Below are 19478 nucleotides of genomic sequence, written 5' to 3'. Positions count from 1 at the left end.
TACAGGGGCGCAAGTGCGCGGTTTAGAAGCGGTAGTTGACGCCTAGAGTGAGCGAGCGCTGGGGCGCGGGTTGACGACCCCATGGACTGGTGTCGATGCCGCGGAAGTAGTACTCGCGGTTGAACAGGTTGCTGATGCCCGCGGACGCGGTCAGGACGCTCTTGTCTGCCAGCTTGAACTCACGCTCGAGGGCGGTGTTCCAGAGCCAGTAAGCAGGCAGTTTGCCTACGCTGGCAGTGGCGTTTTCATCGCCGGAGTTGGCGGCATCGGTGTACGCGCTGCTGACGTACAAGCCGTCGAGGTTGTAGGTCCAGTGCTCGGCGAAACGGTAACGACCGTCAACCGTGAACTGATTGCGCGAAGCGAAAGGCACCTCGTTGTCCTTGAACGTGCCGTTGCGTTGCTTGGCATCGAGGTACGCATAGCTGGCGTGCAGGTCCAGATCAGGTAGAGCTTGCGGCGTCCAGAAAATCTCGCTCTCGAAACCTTGGTGACGTGTGCTGCCAAGGTTATTGAAGCGGTCAGTCGTGGCGTTGTAGCTGATTTGGTCGTCGAAATCGATGCGGTACAAGTTGAAGTCGACGCGCATGCCGTCCCATGGCGTATAGCGCACGCCGGTCTCGTAGTTCCACGCCAGTTCGGCGCCGACATCGCCTTCCTTAACGATCTGCGTGACTTGCGGTGGACGCAGGGACTTCTGGGCGTTGGCGTAGACGTACCAGGCGTCGGTCGCCTGATAACCAACAGTCAGGCCCGGCAGCCATTCTTCGGATTTGTTCTCGCGCGAGAACCCCGTGATGCCGTCTGCGTAATCCATGCGGGCGTTTTCGTAGCGCACGCCGGGGGTGATGGTCAGGCGATGATCGAGCAGGCTGATGGCGTTGCTGAGGTAGAACGCGCGGGCGTCGTCATCGAACTTCCAGTCCCGGAACGGCGTCGTCACGCCGGTAGCGACGCGCTGGCGGTTGACCTTGTAGTCGATGTCTTCGCTGACATAACGGGCGCCCAGCAACCAGGTCTGGCCAACCGTGTCGCCATCGATAGTGGCACTGATGCGCGGCTCCGTGCCCCAGACTTTAAAGTCGCGTGGGCCGTCCTGTTTGGTCACCGCCGTACCGTCCGGAGTGAACGGCAGGCCGACCACGAAGTTGCGGTAGCTGTCGTGGGCGAAGTTGGTCCAGCTGTATTCTACTGAGTCGAACGGCCCCATGGCGCCCAGGCGCTGGGTGTAGGTGCCCCACACGCGATTGGTGTCGCCCTCGAAGCGGTCCAGCGGACGCGTCGATTGCCGTGGATCATCCTTGTAATCCTGCACGCTGAGTGCTCCGGCCAGGTCCATATCGGCCTTGTAGTGCTGGATACCGAAGCTCAGATCGCGATCGTCGTCGATGTTCCACTGGCCGCGCAGACGGTAGTTCTGCACATCGGTCTCGGAGTGCTCGCGCCCGTATTCGCCCCCCAGGGTATTGAGGTCCAGTTGCAGGCCGAAGTTGTCGGTCAGGTAGCCGCCGGTGCCCACATAGTTGTCCCACAACTGGCGCCCGCCAGCGTTGAACGTCAACTTCTCCTGCAGAGTGGTTTCCCACTCGCGCGGAATCGGCTTGCTGATGAAGTTGATCACCCCGCCAACGTTGTTCGGACCGTATTGCACCGCTGCGCCCCCACGCACGACATCAATACGGTCTACAGTGGCCATGGTCACTGGAAACAGCGACAGACCCGTCTGGCCGTACGGCGCCAGTGCTAGTGGAATGCCATCCGACAACGCTTGAATCCGGCCGCTACGACTCTCGTACAGACCGCGTACCGATATCTGTGGCAAGGCGCCGGTGCCGGTTTCGTCAAAGATCTTGATGCCCGGTACCCGTTGCAGCGCGTCGTCCACACCGCGGACGCTGGCTTTTTTCAGTTCGCTGGAGTCGACAACGCTGCGGCTGCCGGCATAGGTACGCACCTCCTGATCGCTGGCCGTGCCGAGAACGTCACCCTGAATCACCACGGGCGCCAGTGACAGGCCGTTGGCAGGTCCGGTGGACAGTTCGACGGATTGATCGGCGGCCATGGCACTGTGACAGATGCCCAAAGTGATAAGACTGAGTGAAAAATGTAGGGAGTTTGTTGTTTTCATGTGGACTACGTTGGCTCATTTTTACTGTTGGAGAGAATGCAGGCGGGCTTTCAATGCGTTATGCAGCAATCCCCGGTCTTCACCGGCCAGAAAGCTTTGGACCCCGCGAGCGCGCCACAGCGTGTTCTGTTCAGCAGTGCGGGGGTTTGCGCAGAATGGTATTGCGGCGCTGAGGCAGGCATCAGCCATGTATTGCAGCGTTTGCCAGACTTGGGGATTGAGAGGGTCGGGTCCCAGACCGAGATCGAGCGACAGATCCAGTGCGCCTTCCATAATCATGCCGACGCCCGGCAGTTGCAGGATTTCGCCGAGAGCGTCGACCCCGGCGCTGCTTTCGATCATGGGAATAATCGGCGTCTGGCGATTGGCCAGATCAATGTATTCGGGTAAGGGCAGGCGACCGAATCCGGTAATACGGCCACCGGTTATTCCGCGTTTCCCCAGGGGGGGGAAGAAGGCCGCTTCGATGGCGCGCTGAACTTGCGCAGCACTTTCGGTGCGTGAAAGTACGATGGCTTCGATACCGGCATCCAGTGCCCGACCGATCAGTTTTTCGTCCACTTGAGGTATGCGCAACCAAGGCGAAATGCCAGCGGCCTCACACGCGCGGACACAATGCATGATGTCTTCTTCGGAGCGCAGTAAATGCTCAAGATCGAGAATCACGAAGTCGTAGCCCGCAAACGCGAGCATTTCGCAGAGCATCGGTGAAGGTAGAGAATTGAGCAAGCCGTAGACGTTGTTCCCTGCTTGTAACCGGGAAAACACCGGAGAGGTTCGTATCACTGACGCATATCCTTCAGGGTGGATGCGCGTTAATAATAATCATTCACAATCATAAGTAAACATTTTTAGTCGCCGATTCGTGATATTCGTGATGGTCCTCATAAAAATCCCGTTCTTGGTGTAATGCTGTTCACTGATTCGCCCCGGATTCCCGCCACGACTCCCCCGATGGCATATGAGGGGGGGCTGGGGCGATTTCTGAGTTTTGTAAACACCTCGTCGAATCTCGGGTATTAATTTCCACTTTTTAGAAACCTTGACTCTCCAAGGGCCTTATTTTTCGTTGTCTAACAAGATTTGTTTACATAATTGGTCAGCATAAATGCAGTACCAGAGGGCGCGTTTTGCGGCTCAATTCATGGAGATAGGCAATGGGTATTTTAGGTGGCAAGGTCGCGTCCGTGCTCGTTTCGACTGAAGGGGACCGTTCAGTCGGCCTCGATGGCGAAGGTGCAGAAATCCATGCGGCGGGCGATTTCTTAATCGACCTCGATGCCCTGGCACCTGAAAATCGCCAGGCAGTGCTTGAAGCGTTCCGGCAGAAGATCATCGAAGCCTTCGCGCTGGTTTGGGATGAACCAGCCAAGGCCATTTTCGACATTGAGCTGGCCGACGATGCTCAAGTCCCACCGCAGCACGTTGATTTTCGATTCCAAGACGGGCGCACCGAAAGTGTTGATGTGTCGAAGGCCGGGCATGTGCTCGAACTAGGCGGCTTTGCCCCAAAGGTCTAAAAATTCGTACCAGGTACACCCAAGCCCCGGCATCATTGATGCCTCACATAGCTCGCAAAGCCCGCCTTGGCGGGCTTCGTTGTTGGAGGCCGGCTGTGAAGCAGGAGGCTACGGGTTTCTACGGGAATCGGACCGCTGGACTTGCTGTTCGCACCTACCAATGCGGTCCAAGAGATCTCTCTTGGGTTTGCAGTCTTGGTACCCTACTACAACGATCTGTCTGACCACCGCGAGCTCTGCCAGGGCATCTGCAGCTCCTTTGATGGCGGTAGGGGCAGGTGAGTAGTAGTCCTGTCGCATCTGCTTGTCGGGAAGGTCTGCATCCTTGTACTCCTCCTCAAACCATTTGTTCAGGGTCAGGCGGATACGGGTTAGTCCAGACTCTAAGCCCAAGCCCGTTGATAACGTGAGTCTCTCCAGGATAGGGCCAATCTGTAAGTGCTTATCTAGGTCCATGCGACGAGCAGGTCGCCAACGTGAGCGATAACCTGGCTCACCGGGGCCACATGGCACAGCTCCGGCCCGCTCTACACCTTCAGGGGCTGGCATCATCCTTGGTAGCTTCCGCTTTCCGCTGAGAGTTCTAGCCGGGCTGATGAATGAGCTTTCGTATGGCTGGGTCTCGTGTGTCCATTCCTCAACCTTTAACCTGGTCTCCAAGGCTTTGAGCTTCTTGGCCAAGCGTGAGATCAGAGTTTTCGATACCGAATGTAGGCGTGGTGTGTTGCTGGCGGAATAGACGCCCCTCCAACGTACACCTACCGTATGAAACCCGTGCTCTTCTGCCCAGTCGATTTCATCTTGGAGCAAGTGCGGGTACGGCTCATCCAGAATGACAATGCACTTTGACTCATCGTCGTACCAGTGAGAGCGGTGGTCTGCATACTCGGAGAGAACCAGGCTTGGTCCTGCCATCTCGTTAGCAGAAGGGGCTCGTAGCCCTGTCACAGCCATGAAATTAAGTGCGCGTGCGGCCCGTTGTGCCATCTTCAGGCCCTCGTACCAGTCCACTGAATCCATTCTACGTTCGAGATGGTCGTCCGCCTCCAACCGAAAACTGGACAAGTAGGTTGTCCTTTCAATTGACCGTCGGGGCAGGAGTTCCCTCAACGGGGAGGGCAGCCGGAATGAAAGGGTGGTCCGCCCTGATCGCAGGACTGGGCCATCCTGAAAGGGCTCTGGACTTTTGCCGTGCTCTTTCCAGTAGAAAGTGACAAAAGCTTGGTGTAGCTGGGCGGGTCTGCCTAGAACTGACTGGGCATGTCGCAGGTTGTGAAATCCAGCTTTATGCGCCGCTTCATCAAGAGCAGCATGATGCGGGATGCTCTCCTTTTACTTGATGAGTTTGGCTACGCGCTTGATACCCGCAAGGGTGGTAGGTCGAGTGTTTTCGGTGGCCACGAGTTCTCTCCGGCCCTACTTGTTGCAGCGTCACCCGTCCACCGCTATGCACCAGGGCCAAAGTCATGGTCCGAAGTTTGATTAGTTGGCAGTGCTGCTCGTGCAGCTTCGCGAGGACGGGTAGCGGGCGTCTGCTGGGCGCCACAGCAGATTCTAAGCTGCGTATTGAGTCTTTGACTAGACCAAACACATGAACGGATCAGATGGGCTAGTGAGTCACTTGCAGATCGTCACCGCGATCCGCCCCTCCACACGCGGATCTGACAATCTCTGATGAGATTGATTTGCATCTGTTAGCATATAGGTACGTGTGAAGAATCATTTTTGCCGTTATGATTCATTTTCAGGCGGCGGCCCTCGGTATCCCGGGGCAGCATGTAGCGATCCTCAGCGGATCCAGGGGAGGGGGCATGGCCAAACAAGATGAGATGACGAATCGATCCATCGCGATCCTGATCAACCTGTCGGCCGGCTTGGACGAAGCCGGGATTGAGTGCGGTGATGAGCGTGTACCGATCACTGCAAACTTACGCCTGGCCGCAGCTGCGGGAGCCGCAGCGTTGTCGCAGCGAGCCAAGCGGTCGACGCCATTCTCGAACCAGACGAATAGTCCACATGTGAAGTTGGTCAAGACCGCTGCTAACTGGCTCGACCAGCTGAAGGTGGTCAAAGGGTTTCATGGCGATGTCTCGGCTGCAGAGTTTCTCGGTGTCAGCCAGACCCAGTTCTCCCGCTGGCGCACCGGCAAGGATCTCTTGGACAACTATCACGCGTGGCAGATCGCTGCAGCGCTGAACGTGAACCCCATGGTGGTGATCGGCAGCGTTGGCTTCCACCACTCACGGGACACCGATCGCACCAGGTGGTTGGCCATGCTGTCGACGGTACTTGATTCAGAACTTCCTGCCGCTCCAGTGCAGCTGGCGCAGGCGCCAGCACGGGAAGCCGAGCCTGTGCAGCAGCCGGCAAAAGCAAGCCGCACTGCCAGTGGGAGCACCGAGTCGACGGCCCAGGGCAGCAAGTGGACCGATGACGAAGACCAGCGGCTCATTGCGGGATACCGGAATGGCGAAGCGATCGACACGCTTGCCACCGCACACAAGCGCACCCCGAAGGCCATCTTGCTGCGGCTCAGCAAGATGCACCGGTTGATACCGGCCGAGCAGCTCGCGAGCTTGTGTGAGCTCTACGGCGTGAACTTGAGCAGCTCTGGGAACGGGCGCAAGACCGAACAGAATAAGAGCTCCCCGCGGCCAAGAAGGGGGAAGGCCAAGGCGCATGCTCCCACTGTCTTCCTTTGAACGATCGGGCGGCTGAAGGATCAGCTGCTGGCGCTAGGAGAACAAATGTACTCTAGTCGTGCACGTGGCAGTTTGGCGGGCCCTTCTGCTACTGACTTGACCAAATGTGCCATACGAACCACCAGAAACTAACGATGGCACATTTCGAATGTGCGCCAGCCCAGCGTTTCCGCGGGAGGGATACGGGGCTGGCAACTGACACTAGCGATGGCACATTTCGGCGTCATCGGGACAACGGCTTACTGAGGTGGACTATGAGCAATACCCCACTCGCAGAAGCGCCTACCCGGCGCACACTGCTGCAGCGGCTATTCGGGGCCGGCCTGGGGCAGAACTTGATCTCGGTCTGGGTGACCGAGGTCGGTAACTACGCCTTTGGCCAGGTGGTAACCGAGACGAAGGTGAAGCTCGGGCGGTACACGCTGCTGCAGTGGAAAACGTACAGAACGCCTGAGCTCGACCGGGAGGAATAGGGAACTGCAGAGGCCCAACGGCCAAGGATCGGAGCTCGCGATAGGTGCCGACCCCTTCTTGTTCAGTGTGCACTGTGGCGCCAGGTTTCGTTATCGGCTGGTGTTGCCCATTTCGAGTTGACCAGAGAATGCGATGGGGCTGTCGACATCGCACCGATACAAGGCTGCTTTTGGCAGATATTTGCCAATGGAGATCATGGCATGCGCACACCCAACGAACAGGCGGCACCCAAACTGATGGCCAGCTCAATAGAGCTGATCAGCGATCGAGATGAGAAGTTCTCTGCTGTCGTAACCATCATGGGCAGTTACGGCAACGAGTCTTTCCGGAAGGCCTTCAAAGCACAGTACCCCGAGGACTGGGCAACGATCGAGCGAAGCTACGACTTGCCCGGTCTCAATTATGGGGAGGTAGGCCGGTGTATCGATGGTAAATGGACCTTGATTGCGATCGAGCCTTCACCAGCGGCTCTGCTGGACGCGCAATACTGCGACTATCTTAGGAACCCGCCCTTTTAGCCTGCGCTTCGTTGCACCGCGCTGAGCTCACGAACGCTACACCCAATCCGGCCATTACTGGCCGGATTTTTTTTGGCCTCCAGGGGAGAGCATAACCCACGGAGATCGTTTTGGACGAAGATAAAAGTTGCCATATAGTTTAATAAATATTGATAAAGGTTGCCCTATAGTTTAATTTTTTGGTCCGGTCCGTAGGTAAACCAGGGGAGCCAGTCTACCTGGCGGGCGCCACTCAACTCTCGTAGGACATTGCATGCTGATCAAAAAAATCCTCACCCATTTCCACTTCTGCTGCGGCTTGGGGGGGGGCGCCAAGGGCTTCAACCGGGCAAAGCCCATCGTCGGTAACGTGCAAGCTGAATGGGAGTGCTTGGGAGGCGTTGACGTTGACCCGGCCGGCCTCGCCGATTTCAAGCGATTGTCCGGTGTTGAAGGCACGCTGTTGGATCTCTTCACACGTGATCAGTAGATCCGCTTCCACGGAAAGGAGCCGCCAGCCGGATGGCGGGAGGCACTCCCAGAGGACATCCGCCGTGCGGCCCAGAACCGCCGGCCCGACACCGTTTTCATCAGCTCCCCATGCAAGGGCGCCAGCGGGTTGTTGTCGGAGAAGATGAGCCTGACCCCGAAGTACCAGGCCTTGAACGAGCTGACTCTGCGCTGTATCTGGCTGATGGCGGAGGCGTGGCGGGATGACCCTGTACCAATGCTGGTATTCGAGAATGTCCCACGCCTGGCCAATCGTGGCCGCCATCTGCTGGACCAGATCGGCGCTCTGCTAAGCCACTATGGATATGCCGTCGCCGAAACCACCCATGACTGTGGGGTCATCGGCGGATTGGCTCAAAGCCGCAAGCGATTCCTGCTGGTGGCTCGCCACGTCGAGAAGGTGCCGTCGTTCCTGTATGAGCCAGAGAAGAAGAGCCTTCGTGCTGTAGGTGACATCCTCGGTCGCATGCCTCTGGCCGGCGATATCGAGCAGGCTGGCCCTATGCACCGGGTGCCGGCTCTGCAATGGAAAACTTGGGTCCGCCTGGCCTTGGTCGAAGCCGGAAAAGACTGGCGCAGCCTGAATGATCTCGCGATCCAGGATGGTTACCTGCGCGACTTGATCATTGTTCCAGGGTACCGATCGGGATACATGGGAGTACATGGCTGGAATGACAGCATGGGCACGGTGGCTGGCCGATCGAACCCAACAAACGGAGCGTTCTCGGTTGCAGATCCGCGAGCCAAAGCTGGCGCCCTGCAGTACCAGCAGTATGGTGTTCGCCGATGGCAGGACACCAGCGGTGCCGTCATTGGAGTTAAAAGCCCAGGACAAGGCACATTCAGCGTCGCCGATCCCCGACCGGCCATGAAACGCACAAAGGGCGACGCTTACCTGACTGGCGGGCATTACGGCGTGGTGCCGTGGCAGGGCTCAGCGGGAGCCGTCTCTGCAAGCGCCAAGCATGACAACGGCCGTTGGAGCGTAGCCGATCCCCGGCTCCCAGAGGCCAACGACAGGCTCACTTGCATTATCGAGTCGCTCGACGGGACCTGGCACCGCCCCTTCACGACTCTGGAACTGGCAGCGCTGCAAAGCCTTGTCGAGCCCGAGGAGCAGTTGGAGTTGGACGGTTTGAGCGATCAGGCCTGGCGCGAGCGGATTGGCAACGCCGTTCCGCCGGCGGCGGCGGAGGCGATTGGGCATGTCATGGGCACGACATTGCTGCTGGCAGCCCAAGGGGAAACCTTCATGCTCAGCAGCATGCCCGTCTGGGTACGGCCCGTCGCGGTAGGCCTGAGCGTGTCGCAGCTGGCGACAGAATGAGGCTGATCGACCTAGGCCTACGGCTTGGGCGCCAGCTCAGCCGGTGCCCCATGCTGAAGACCCTTTAGAGACCGCCGATACAGAGCTGCCGCTGATCGGCGAAACCGATGCCGGGTGCGCCTGGCATCATCACCACGACGTGACGATCACGTCATCACGATGAGAAGCATACGAATGGATGACAGAAACAACGGCCTTTTGATTGAAGGCCTGGTGCAGGGCTCCTACGACCGCATGTTCGGCCCCGGTAAGGTGGAGGCTCGCCACCACCCGCTCACCAGCTGGGCCCAGGCAACCGTCTCTGGCAGTGAAAGCAACTTCCAGGACACCCACCGCGATCTGCTGCGGACCTTCGAAGCTGTGCAGAGCACGCTCTACAAGGAGGGTGGCAACGACGAGCTGCTTACCGACCTGTCCGCAGTCGAGAACCGCCTGACGGGCGCTACGACCGTCGATGAGCTGGGTACCGCGATCATCGAGTCAAGGCCTGTGCTTGACCGTGTGTTTGGCCGGTAAGGCAGCCGTTTGAGGCCCTGGACTGCGTTCAGGGCTTTTCACTGTGAAATGTTGAGCTTTTCTCACGGACTGATGTGAAACCGGCGATTTGAGCAAGGCTTCGCGTGGAAGAAAAAGGTTGCCATATAGTTTAATCTTTATTGCTATTTGTTGCCCTATAGTTTAACTTTTTGGCTCAGTCACTCATCAGGGCACGCCATGAGCCGCTTCAAATTTCTCGGGATCAACGACGACAAATCGCACTGCGAATGTTGCGGCAAGCAAGGCCTCAAGCGTGTGGTTTGGATCGAGGACTGCGAAACCAACGAGATACGTCACTTCGGCACAACCTGCGCCATGGCGCCAGCGAAGGGCTTCACGCTCGACCTGGAGATTAAGGCGGAGATACGCCGGCTAGATCAGGTGCAGAAGTCTCGCGTTGCCCGGGCTTACCAAACGTACCGGCAGAAGGGTGGGCGTTGCGTGGCCAATCCGGACAAGCCCGGTTACTTCATGTACGCGGACCCACAACTTTGGAACGACTGCCTGGCGGCGGCGTAGGAGGACGAATCATGACCAACACTGAGCGCCTGATTGAAGAGTTCAAGCACTGCAAGGCACATGGGGTCACTCTGCGCTTTGCAACTGGCCGCAACACCGGCAACGGCCCTTCGGTTGTCGAGGCGCTGCGCCGCCGCGGCTATACCGTGAACCGGCTGCGCAGCTCGTACTACGAAGTGCCACGCGGCCCAGCCTAATCACATCGACCCGGTTCGCCGGTCCGGTACCCGCGATAAGACAGTTTCATCACTGACCCGCTGGCGCAGTTGCTGCCAGATGTCGAACGCCTGCAGGAGGCACAGCATGAGCATCACTAAGATTACCGAATGCCGCGAGTGCGGAAGCAAGGCCCTGAGCTGGCAGACATACAACCAGAACATCAGTGATGCGCAGCACGGGCGACTGCGCACCAGCGACATTCGCTGCCAGCTGGTTCTGGGCTGTGATAATTGTTCGGAAACCTTGGCAGTAATGAGCGCCGACCACGTAGCGGCATGGCTCACCGAGCAAGGGGCGTCGCAGTCCGCTCAGAGCCAGCCTGGTGATGACACTCAAACGGCGGCCTGTGCTGGCGATGTTGAAGAGGCGCTGCTGTGGCTTGACGACTTTGTGGCGCGGTGCAATGGCGATGACCGCGGGTCCTGCTCCGCCGTCGAGACTCTGCGTACTGCCCTATCTGGCAACTCTCAGGCCCAGAAGGTCAGCGCCGTCGCCCTGCGTGAGGCGATGGAAAACCTCGCTGTGAAGGCCTCTGCTGCTGACATTCCCCCGGTAATCCTGCCAGCGTCTGTACGCCAGGTGCCACTGGTAATACTGGGCGGCGTTTGTGTGCGGGTGTCCTACGTGGGTCTCAAGTGGTACCACGACCAGCTGATCGAAGATCGCTGGGTGCCGCTGGCGGTGGACGAGTTCGATGCGCTTCTGGTCGAGGCGCTCGCGAAGGCATGAGCTGCACTTGCCCGCCTCAGTACGGCCCGCGCCGGCCTTGTCCGGTACATCCACCCAGGGCCTGACCGGCTCACACCACGATCGAGGACATCCTCATGGCTGTCGCCAAGCGCAAGCCTCGCAACAAACCGACTCAGCTGCAGGTCGGTATTCTCCTCGCCGCCGCGGACCTGTCGCGCTACATCTATGACAGAGGTGATGCAGCTGATCTGCTGCGGCGGCAGGGCCTAGCCGACGCAAATTGCTCGGCCCTGGACGAAATGGACAAGGAGCAGCTGCGGATCTTGCGCGATGACTATGGACTTAGCAGCCTACGGGGGCTGGATTGATCATCCACCTTGTTCTGTAGCAGGCCAGGTCCGCATCACGAACGATCAAACTGCGGTGCACATCTAGATCTCCCTGAACCACGCATCCCCAGCCATCGAGCTGGGTCGATGCCGTGTAAGCGCCGCGGGGTTCGCGTGCGCAGCAGGGGGAAGCAAGATCATGCCATTGACCTGGAGCGTTGCCTTTCATTCTGGAATGTCCAGTTCTCAGGACCTGCGAGCTGCGGTTGATGAGGGTGTCCCGGTAGGGGTAGTTGCAACGTTGCTGGATAGCCTGAAAATCTTTGGCAAGCTTCCCCGGCACCTGAATGCAGGAGGTGCCGTGTTCATCGACTCCGGAGCCTTTTCAGCCTTCCAGAAGGGCGAGCTCGTGAGCTGGGGGAAAGTGTTTTTCACGTACGAATGCGTGCTGGCGCGGACAGACTTCCCGGGGTCTCTTAGCATCGTGGCGCCGGACATCATTGGTGACCAATCGGCAACCCTCGACTTGTGGGCTGTGCATGCAGAGCGAGTGCGCACGTGGATCACGGCCGGCGCTCGTGTGATTATTCCCTTGCAGTGTGGGGAGCTCTCCGCGGGTGTGATGCTGGCGCATGCCAAGCGTATCTTTCAAACAGATCAGTTCTGCGCGGGGATTCCATCCAATCTAGCGGCCATGAGTGCTGAGGATTGTGCAACCCTGCACCATCACGACTTTCACCTGCTGGGACGAGTGGTGATCAACGCCGAATTAGGCGATAAACTGCGCGCCCTGTTGGCCAACAATCCCGATGCCATTTACACGGCAGATGCCAACTGGCTGCGATCCCGCATCAGGCAAATCAGCCTGGCTGCAAAGGACTTGCGGCAAGCGCCACCGGACAACCCGTTTGAGTCCTCGCGAACTCGTGCAGTACGGGCGGTCCTGCGCCAAGATGCATATCACCAGAAGCAGGGCGGGCCTTCGGGCGCCCGTCACTCGGAAATGATTTATGGCACATAACACTGGAACTGCTCAGTGCTCGTACTGTGGGGCTGAGTATCGACTGGTCTCCGATTTCAAGCGCGACATGCAGAGGCTCTGCAAGGCCTGGCTCAGCCGCCACGAGCGTGCGTGTGCATGCAGAACGCCGGATCAGCGCCGGTCCTGGGCACAGAAGTATGTGGGAAAGGATTTCGCTGAGAGCAGCTTGACTGTCGACCTGGAGCATCCCGGGTTCAAAGACATCCAGCCCAGCCATGCAGGTAATGGGGCGCTCCAGCTGCCCTGAGGCCATCCGCCGGCCTGCACCGACAGGTACTCGGCTAGCGCAGGCCGGGCAAATTCGTTCTCCCTTCCATTGAAGGTGCGAGTTGGCAACCGGTCTGGCACAGTGCTGATGGGCGAAAGCTCATTCTGCCACTGGTGAAAGCAGCGCTCGAATCAGTTATCACCGCCATTGTTCCAGTGAATCCATGAGCCATCTCCAAAGGAGCTGTGAAGTGAAGCCCGTCGATCTTATGAGCAAGGCTTGGGTAGACACCTACGAAGAGATTGCTGCTAAAGCCCAGCAAGTCAGGGCCTTGCTGGTGCAGCGCAACATCAGGCTTCGGTCCGGGAGCGCGCTTTGTCAGTTGCTCAGTCAGGCCGACAAGCTGAGCCGGGCATGGGCTGACCAGGTGAAGCCGGATGACCGGGTGGTGTGGGAAGCGGCGTACGTGAATCGTCTCGCTGATGCAGTCACCAATTTGCCAGATGAACCAGGGATTCAAGAGGCGCTCAAGCGCATGGCCGGCGGAGTAATGCAGCCTCACGATCGGAGCAACTCTCACCAAGGGAAAGACGCTCTGTGGGAGCTGGTGCTGCTTTCCGACTTGAAGAACCGTGGGCTTACGGCCAAAGCTGCAGAGCCAGATATCCTGGTTGACTTCGGCATGGGCGATTACCCGATCGCATGCAAGAAGATCTGGTCAACGCTCGGGGTTGAGAAGCGTGTCAGCCATGCTGCTAGGCAGCTGGCACCGTTCAACAATGGCGGAATCATTGCCCTCAATTTGGACGATTTGGTCCCTGTCGGGAAAGTCGTGAGTGGTCCTAACAAAGCTGATGCGAGAGGCGTACTGAGCGCGTTCAATTCAGAGTTTATTGAGAGTCACAGAAACGTGCTGCAGAATGCTGTCATGGACGGCAAATGCGATGGATTTCTCATCTCGACGACTGCCTTTGCCGTGCTATGGGAAGAGGAGACTTCGGCCTATCTAGCGTCAGAAGGCACGCTGTGGCACCTGGGTGATTCGTCGCAGGAAGCCTGCGAGCGATTCCGTGCGTTTCGTAACTCGCAAGGCATTTAACCAGGGGCTTGAAGCAAAGGGCAGGGGAGGCACGCCTGTAGAGCCACGAAAATGGTGACTCTGCAGGCTCAGCAAAAGCTGCCTCAAGGTCATTCTTTGGCGATAGCCCCCATCAGTTTTCAAAGATCAGATGAGAAAGGCCTATCTGATCCACCCAATAGTTGGCTCGGCAGGACTCACATTCTCACGTCAATCCAAGTGACATCATCACTCACGACAGCAATGTCCCCAGCTGGCTCATTGATCGCAGCAGCTTGCTGCGATTCAGTGAGCTCGGCCCAGAACCCATCTGTGGCGAAGACAAAACGAGTTCCCGCCGGTGCCGGCTGGCGTAAAAAATCAGGATTCGGAGCGCGTGTTGCTCTGAGGCTGCGGGTAACCAGATTGCGTGCAGGATCCAACGCCAATTCGCGGTGCGATCTGTCGCGCTTCCAGTTTGCTTGGCAGTGTGGAGGAGTAAACCATTCGATATTGCCGTCGTTTCCAGCCATCCCACAGGCGCAATCACCCTCATAAGCAACGGTGAGTAGGCCCTGGGATGCGACACCGATCAGATAGCTGGTGGTGCCAGTCTGGTTTGTGAATAGCTGACGGTGCATATCCACCAAGATACCGTTGAGCAATTGTTGAACTTGTTCTGGGCTGGAGTCATCTGCGCCCTGAGCTACATTGCTCAGATAGGCTCTAATCACGCCTTGTGCCAAGCCTTGCGCAAGCTGACCGCTGCCTGGTTTCGAGGTGCCATCCATAATGACAAAAAGGCCTCGTGCCCCATGGATCTCGGCGGCTGCAAAGTCGTGGTTCGCTGCTCGGTCATGCCCTTTTACGGACCTAGTTTGATATCTCATGCGAGCGCGCTCAGGTCTTTCATTCGTTGATGAATGAGCTTGGCACGCCCAGGGTTGGCTCGAACAGAGCCTGAGCTCTCAACTGCATAATCGATGCCGTTAAGTTTTGCCAGAGCGCCAATACACTCGGCAACGTATTGCCTGAGCTCTTCGCCGGCTTCACGGACCTCTGCCAATAGCTCTGGGCGTCCGTCTAGGAGGATGATGATATCCTCGACGTCCTTATGGTACGGATCGCCGTTACCCCGACCACTGAAGGCTTCGAGCTTAGTTGCCAAGAAGAATGCTGGTTTGAAGATTCGAATTGCCCGACCGCTAGGTAGCTCAAATGGTACCGCTTGAGCCAGTCCCTCTACATACCAGCGGTTAGCGTAGCCGAGAATAGACGCGTCGCTTGGCATCACATCGACGATGACATCATTGAACCTGAACCGGCAGTTCACATCATCTTCCCCAGTGATCTTGAAGCCTTTCGCTGCAAGACGCACTGTAAGCTTTTCCCAGGCAGAAATGCCTGCTAGCTCGATCACCAGGTCGACATCGTCGGTGAATCGGATGTCGTCCAGCACTGCGCTATCGGTGACCAACATAGCGGTTGTGCATCCACCGACAAAGGCACACTCAGCCAAAAACTCGTCGCCCAAACCATCAGCCACAAACGAGATAAGCTCGTAGTTGTGGTCCGCATTCGATGCCATATTACTTCACCCCCATCCCTGCTTTCAGTATGTTGACAGCCACGCCACACTCCCTTGGGCCGCCAACGCGGATCGCGTCTACAAGCGCGAGGTAATGATAAAGGGTCCTATCTATTTTTACCGCTTCGGGCACCGTCTTGTAGAGGGGCTCGATTGACTGGCCTCGCTCGCTGCCCAGTGGGTCGGGCCAGACAGGTATCAGTCCGCCAGCACTTTTTAGGCTTTTCGAAAGGGCTGGCGCAGCAAAGCCGGTAGGGATGCCACGGACGATTGCACCTGGCTTTACTGGAAAAAAGTACTTCAGAGCGTGCTCGGCAACCTTCAGCAACTCACGTCGATTCACCTTTGGAAGACCGGTGTCGAAATCGCTGGTAAGAAGGCCGGCATTGCGACAACGCGCCATGGCGTTGGAGACTTCACTTTTACTGAGGCCAAGCGACGCAGAGAGCGCCCGCAAGGAATAGTTTTCGCTCCAGCTCGTTACTGGGGTCGACGGCACCACATCCGACCAGCCCTCCCATCGGTCAGAATCGCCCATCGGTGAATCGAGTTCTTGTGGCCGAAATACCGTGTCTTCGTCATTCGGCAGCAACTGAGACAGCACCTCACCTACCGGGCCGCTAACTGACGCCAACCAACGGGGCTCTGGGTTGAGAATGTTTCTCACATGCTCAGAGGTAGATTCCAATTCCATACGGCCAAACAGGTTTTCCTCTTGAGCGTGCAGGCTAGTCATTTTGAAAAGCAACAAAATGTCTTGACTCTTCATAACTGGCTTTTCTCCGCGTGTCCACATTCCATGAATCGTGGACAACATTCTCTTGGCACTAATTAAATAGTCAAGAAAATTCTTCGTTGCCAGGCTAGAGGCCGGCATCCGTGGAAGGGCTCAATGCATTCTGGTTGAGAAATTTCCTCCGCCGATCAGAAATGGTCAAAAAAATATTGACGTGCCGGAATAAAATAAATGTCATTCGTCCACATTCCATGAATCGTGGACGTTTGTTTTTTATAAGATTTCGTCTTGTCAACTATACCCTGTCGCTTAGTGCTGCTGCTGGGGTCAGCGACAAAGGGGCCTGGGGCCCATGCGTGAGCCCTGCAGAGGCCGCCTATCGGTGGCGCTAGGTTGAGTGCATGAGCGAAGAATGAGGTGCGCAGGAGCGCATCACCGCCCCCATCCTCCACGCCTCTCCATTGGCGGCCCTTTTCCTACTTAGCGGAGGAGGGCGCTTCTGCAGGAGTTCCAGTCAAAAAAAAGCCCGCGGAGGCGGGCTTGATGGTGACCGCTGGGACCTAGTTTGGAGCCCGGCCGGTCAACTATTTGTGAAGCCAGCTTTTCTGTGAAGCTACAACGCCTGCACTGCCGGCCTGAAATGATCTGCCCCCTCTTTCCTGGTCTGCCCCAGCACTCGACATGTGGTATCATCTTATTACGCATACGTGTTATGTATCGGTTTGCTTGGTATTGCTAAGGAGGGTGTGTGATCACTGGCATAGCTCTGGGTTGCGATTACCAAGGTCGGCATTTCGGTGCGTCCTATCCCGACGCGCAGTGTGTTGATGGGTTTCTTTGGGATGAGGACAGTTGCGACGAACCAGGTGGCGCCTTGCGCCATGGCGGTGACATCCCCTGCCCAAAATGTAATTCGGCTGCGCATGCTTCGTACTTCGCCACTGAAGAAGCAGGGCTCGCGCCGGCCCCAGGTCAAAACGATCGGCAGGGGGCACTGCGTCTGATCAGTAGTCACGTTTGTCGCTGGACTGTGAACTACTCCATTCCCTCTGATCCGATGAAGGAAATGACGCTGTGACACTACATCTTGTGTCCTCTTCAGCTGCTCACAACACAATATCTAGTGGTACTAAGGAAATGAGCTACCATGCCATCTGAGTCCGATTTGCTCGAAGTGCACCAGCCAATCAACCCCGACGCGACAAGCGTTGATGTGACCTGTCCGCACTGCCATACCACCGAAGAGTTCCATGCCTCGACCTGGCGACAGCAAGACCCACAGGGGCATTTTTCGTTGGCGCCGATTCGCGCCTACGGCGTGACCTGTGCAGGCTGCCGCACTGATTTCCGTTTCAAGCTCACTGCGGCGGTAAACCCTTGGCCAGCGGGCCGCACGCTCGACGTTGCGTGTCCGGCCTGCCAGCACACGGTCACGACCCAGATTGCTGTGGTCCGGCAGATGGATGGGCCTAGCAGGCCAGACACCTGCGACGCATGCGGCAATGATTTTGAGGTGTACGCCGATGGTCGCGTGATTGTGATCGAATACGAGCGATCCAAAGGCCGGCGCAATTTGCTGCTTGAAGCTATGAAGGCCGGGGGGCAGGTGATTTTTGATCCCCGTGGCGCCGAGACTGCGCCCTTCATCACCGATGTTGAAGTGCTGCTGGGGGGCGTACCCGTAGTGATCCATGCGGATGGCACAGAGCAGTTTTTGGATGATTCGGCGGAACCTGTCCATGCCTATTCGCCACGCCTAGCAGCCGATGGGCTGGAAGCGTTCTGCAAGGCAAATATCGCCAAATACGAGGCATTCAGTGCTGAGCATGGCAATGACAAGCTCATGACCGAGCGGGTTCCTATGACCCCATTCTGGTAGGGATATCGATCATGACCACCAAGCTCAGTGAGCCGATGAAAACCGTACTGATGAAGCTGGGGACCGGCTGGGGCTGGGATGACTTCGGCGTGCATGGCCCATTGTCCTACGCTGCGCGGGTGCGTACCTGCGAAGCGCTGCGAAAGCGAGGGCTGGTGTCATTCTCGCACGGTGACTACGACCTGACGGCAGCCGGCGAGGCGCTGTCCAAGCAACTTAATGACCTGGCCAAAGCCGCCCAGGTCGCGTACTAGGGAAAATGAGCCATGAACTATCTGGATCGAGCGACCGACGAAGCGGGGTATCCGGTAATGGGGTTTGAGGCCTTCTACCAGCAAGGCATTTCCTGCTTTGTATGGGGCCTACCAAAGCCATTGGTGCGTCAGGCTTTCCAGCGCGTCTGTGCCGATCAGAAAGCACAAGGCCGCGTGGTGGCGATGTGGCAGGTGCGTGCGTTCGTATACGGCCTTTCAGGGCGCTTTGAAGGCGGGCAACGTGAACGCAAAGCGCCAGCAGGGTATCAGTGGCCAACGCCACCTGATGCGTCTTGGGAGCTGATCGTGTGCATCTATCCAGGCGGCTCATTCGACCTCGATCTGTTGCACCCGGTCAGTTGCCGCTTCTGGTCAGAGGACAACGGTTTCTTCGACGTACCAACCGAAGCCCGTTCGCTGATGAATCGCGAGTGGTTTGAGTCAATGGGCTTCGATGTGATGACCATGCAACCGGCGATGCAAGTGCAGATTGCCGACTCAAAAACGCCTCACCTGAAACCGGTGTGAGATTCAAGGAAGGTCACGATGAGAACCGTTGAGAAGATGGTACGCATGCCGGTCTGCATCGGCCAGGAACCACTGGTGGGAAACTACTACACCGTCGAGTGCAAGCTTTGCGGTTGGGTCGGGAGTTCGGAAGTGCTGACCGACGATTGCCAATGCACCCAGGATGAGGGCGACCGGCTCTGCTTGGGTGATACCGACGAAATCGGCACAGACCGCTTGCTCGAAATCGTCCAGGCCATGGACCGGCGCCATGGTGAGTCGCAAAAGGCTTACCAACAGCTTATCGAGCACACCAACGAAACCGAGCAGCACCTGGACAAGGCCGCCGAGCTGCTTGAGGAAATTGTCCAGAGCGGCCAAGCCTACCGCGAGTGCACCGACAAAGGGAGCGCGACCGGCCGGCGGGTCGCGGCCGTGCTTGGCTACGTCGCCCAGTTCCAACCAGATCCGCACCCGGCCGAGCCGGATTAAATGCCCGTGACCGAGCCCCAATGGCGCGAGTTTCGCCCAAGTAGTTGGACTCGCAGTGACCTGGCCGGTGTCTCGCAACCGCACGGCGCAGACGACCAGCCCGAGGCGGCTTATTGGCTGGCTTGGGCGCCGTACATAACAGGTGATCGAAGTGACCCAGGCCATCCCGATCAGGTGATGCGCCGGCGCTTCAAAACCAAGGAAGCTGCCATGGCCCACGTCGACAAGACCTGGCCCATGGGCCGCTGGCAACTGAACTGTTA

Annotated in this window: 22 protein-coding genes and 1 pseudogene; 17 read left to right on the top strand and 6 right to left on the bottom strand. The window is 57.7% G+C overall.

What is annotated here, in order from left to right; genetic code table 11:
* Nucleotides 1-22 precede the first annotated feature (22 nt).
* Together PM2_RS27270 and PM2_RS27265 are read right to left on the bottom strand one after the other, a co-directional pair.
* Complete coding sequence (locus PM2_RS27270) at nucleotides 23-2128, bottom strand: TonB-dependent receptor family protein (protein WP_028700028.1); 2106 nt, start codon at nucleotides 2126-2128, stop codon at nucleotides 23-25.
* Between the two features lie 21 nt (nucleotides 2129-2149).
* On the bottom strand, nucleotides 2150-2914 hold the full coding sequence (locus tag PM2_RS27265) for an HpcH/HpaI aldolase family protein (RefSeq protein WP_033741050.1): 765 nt from the start codon (nucleotides 2912-2914) through the stop codon (nucleotides 2150-2152).
* Nucleotides 2915-3285: 371 nt separating this feature from the next.
* Here PM2_RS27265 and PM2_RS27260 point away from each other — a divergent pair, with 371 nt between their 5' ends.
* Nucleotides 3286-3648 (top strand): hypothetical protein, encoded by a 363-nt coding sequence (locus PM2_RS27260; RefSeq protein WP_004577615.1) that lies wholly within the window; start codon nucleotides 3286-3288, stop codon nucleotides 3646-3648.
* 108 nt (nucleotides 3649-3756) lie between these two features.
* On the opposite strand, the gene PM2_RS31930 is transcribed toward PM2_RS27260, so the two are convergent.
* Nucleotides 3757-4197, bottom strand: coding sequence for a DUF5623 domain-containing protein (locus tag PM2_RS31930; RefSeq protein WP_369404170.1), 441 nt, complete (start codon nucleotides 4195-4197; stop codon nucleotides 3757-3759).
* Between the two features lie 1262 nt (nucleotides 4198-5459).
* Between PM2_RS31930 and PM2_RS27250 the strand changes: the two genes are divergently transcribed.
* From PM2_RS27250 to PM2_RS27195, 11 genes and pseudogenes are all read left to right on the top strand, one after another.
* Entirely contained in the window at nucleotides 5460-6350 is an 891-nt protein-coding gene (locus tag PM2_RS27250; RefSeq protein WP_169739407.1) for a hypothetical protein, read from the top strand.
* Between the two features lie 254 nt (nucleotides 6351-6604).
* On the top strand, nucleotides 6605-6823 hold the full coding sequence (locus tag PM2_RS27245) for a hypothetical protein (protein ID WP_016486995.1): 219 nt from the start codon (nucleotides 6605-6607) through the stop codon (nucleotides 6821-6823).
* Between the two features lie 201 nt (nucleotides 6824-7024).
* Nucleotides 7025-7342 carry a hypothetical protein gene (locus tag PM2_RS27240; protein WP_004577611.1) on the top strand — a complete coding sequence of 106 codons (318 nt, stop codon included), beginning with the start codon at nucleotides 7025-7027 and terminating at the stop codon, nucleotides 7340-7342.
* A 253-nt stretch (nucleotides 7343-7595) separates the two neighbouring features.
* Nucleotides 7596-9158 (top strand): annotated as a pseudogene (locus tag PM2_RS27235) (DNA cytosine methyltransferase).
* A gap of 174 nt (nucleotides 9159-9332) precedes the next feature.
* A complete protein-coding gene (locus PM2_RS27230) occupies nucleotides 9333-9674 on the top strand; it encodes a hypothetical protein (protein WP_004577610.1) in 342 nt (113 codons plus the stop codon).
* A gap of 198 nt (nucleotides 9675-9872) precedes the next feature.
* Nucleotides 9873-10214 carry a hypothetical protein gene (locus PM2_RS27225; protein ID WP_004577609.1) on the top strand — a complete coding sequence of 114 codons (342 nt, stop codon included), beginning with the start codon at nucleotides 9873-9875 and terminating at the stop codon, nucleotides 10212-10214.
* Between the two features lie 11 nt (nucleotides 10215-10225).
* Entirely contained in the window at nucleotides 10226-10411 is a 186-nt protein-coding gene (locus PM2_RS27220; RefSeq protein WP_004577608.1) for a hypothetical protein, read from the top strand.
* Between the two features lie 106 nt (nucleotides 10412-10517).
* Nucleotides 10518-11162 carry a hypothetical protein gene (locus tag PM2_RS31360; protein ID WP_004577607.1) on the top strand — a complete coding sequence of 215 codons (645 nt, stop codon included), beginning with the start codon at nucleotides 10518-10520 and terminating at the stop codon, nucleotides 11160-11162.
* 95 nt (nucleotides 11163-11257) lie between these two features.
* Nucleotides 11258-11491 carry a hypothetical protein gene (locus PM2_RS27210; RefSeq protein WP_004577606.1) on the top strand — a complete coding sequence of 78 codons (234 nt, stop codon included), beginning with the start codon at nucleotides 11258-11260 and terminating at the stop codon, nucleotides 11489-11491.
* 160 nt (nucleotides 11492-11651) lie between these two features.
* A complete protein-coding gene (locus PM2_RS27205) occupies nucleotides 11652-12473 on the top strand; it encodes a hypothetical protein (protein ID WP_233425965.1) in 822 nt (273 codons plus the stop codon).
* A 479-nt stretch (nucleotides 12474-12952) separates the two neighbouring features.
* Nucleotides 12953-13801, top strand: coding sequence for a hypothetical protein (locus PM2_RS27195; RefSeq protein ID WP_004577604.1), 849 nt, complete (start codon nucleotides 12953-12955; stop codon nucleotides 13799-13801).
* 176 nt (nucleotides 13802-13977) lie between these two features.
* On the opposite strand, the gene PM2_RS27190 is transcribed toward PM2_RS27195, so the two are convergent.
* From PM2_RS27190 to PM2_RS27180, 3 genes are read right to left on the bottom strand one after another with little or no spacing between them, the layout of a single operon-like run.
* A complete protein-coding gene (locus tag PM2_RS27190; protein ID WP_004577603.1) occupies nucleotides 13978-14649 on the bottom strand; it encodes a PP2C family protein-serine/threonine phosphatase in 672 nt (223 codons plus the stop codon).
* Nucleotides 14646-15347, bottom strand: coding sequence for a nucleotidyl transferase AbiEii/AbiGii toxin family protein (locus tag PM2_RS27185; RefSeq protein WP_004577602.1), 702 nt, complete (start codon nucleotides 15345-15347; stop codon nucleotides 14646-14648). The genes PM2_RS27190 and PM2_RS27185 overlap by 4 nt, the downstream gene beginning before the upstream one ends.
* Before the next feature lies 1 nt (nucleotide 15348).
* Nucleotides 15349-16143: a hypothetical protein gene (locus PM2_RS27180; RefSeq protein WP_024717476.1), complete on the bottom strand. Its 795-nt coding sequence runs from the start codon at nucleotides 16141-16143 to the stop codon at nucleotides 15349-15351.
* Nucleotides 16144-17230: 1087 nt separating this feature from the next.
* Here PM2_RS27180 and PM2_RS31680 point away from each other — a divergent pair.
* The 5 genes from PM2_RS31680 to PM2_RS31415 all read left to right on the top strand — a co-directional run.
* Entirely contained in the window at nucleotides 17231-17962 is a 732-nt protein-coding gene (locus PM2_RS31680; RefSeq protein ID WP_004577600.1) for a hypothetical protein, read from the top strand.
* Between the two features lie 11 nt (nucleotides 17963-17973).
* The gene (locus PM2_RS27170) at nucleotides 17974-18216 is read left to right on the top strand and encodes a hypothetical protein (RefSeq protein WP_004577599.1); all 243 of its coding nucleotides are present in this window, start codon (nucleotides 17974-17976) and stop codon (nucleotides 18214-18216) included.
* Nucleotides 18217-18228: 12 nt separating this feature from the next.
* On the top strand, nucleotides 18229-18744 hold the full coding sequence (locus tag PM2_RS27165; RefSeq protein ID WP_004577598.1) for a hypothetical protein: 516 nt from the start codon (nucleotides 18229-18231) through the stop codon (nucleotides 18742-18744).
* 18 nt (nucleotides 18745-18762) lie between these two features.
* Nucleotides 18763-19215: a hypothetical protein gene (locus PM2_RS27160; protein ID WP_016487001.1), complete on the top strand. Its 453-nt coding sequence runs from the start codon at nucleotides 18763-18765 to the stop codon at nucleotides 19213-19215.
* Nucleotides 19216-19221: 6 nt separating this feature from the next.
* Nucleotides 19222-19478, top strand: a 257-nt coding sequence (locus PM2_RS31415) for a hypothetical protein (protein WP_138985814.1), incomplete at its 3' end; no start/stop codon positions are given.

Source organism: Pseudomonas monteilii NBRC 103158 = DSM 14164 (assembly GCF_000730605.1).
In the GTDB taxonomy this organism is placed as follows: domain Bacteria; phylum Pseudomonadota; class Gammaproteobacteria; order Pseudomonadales; family Pseudomonadaceae; genus Aquipseudomonas; species Aquipseudomonas monteilii.
The sequence above is the reverse complement of the archived record's forward strand: the minus strand, read 5'-3'. Positions and strand labels throughout refer to the sequence as shown.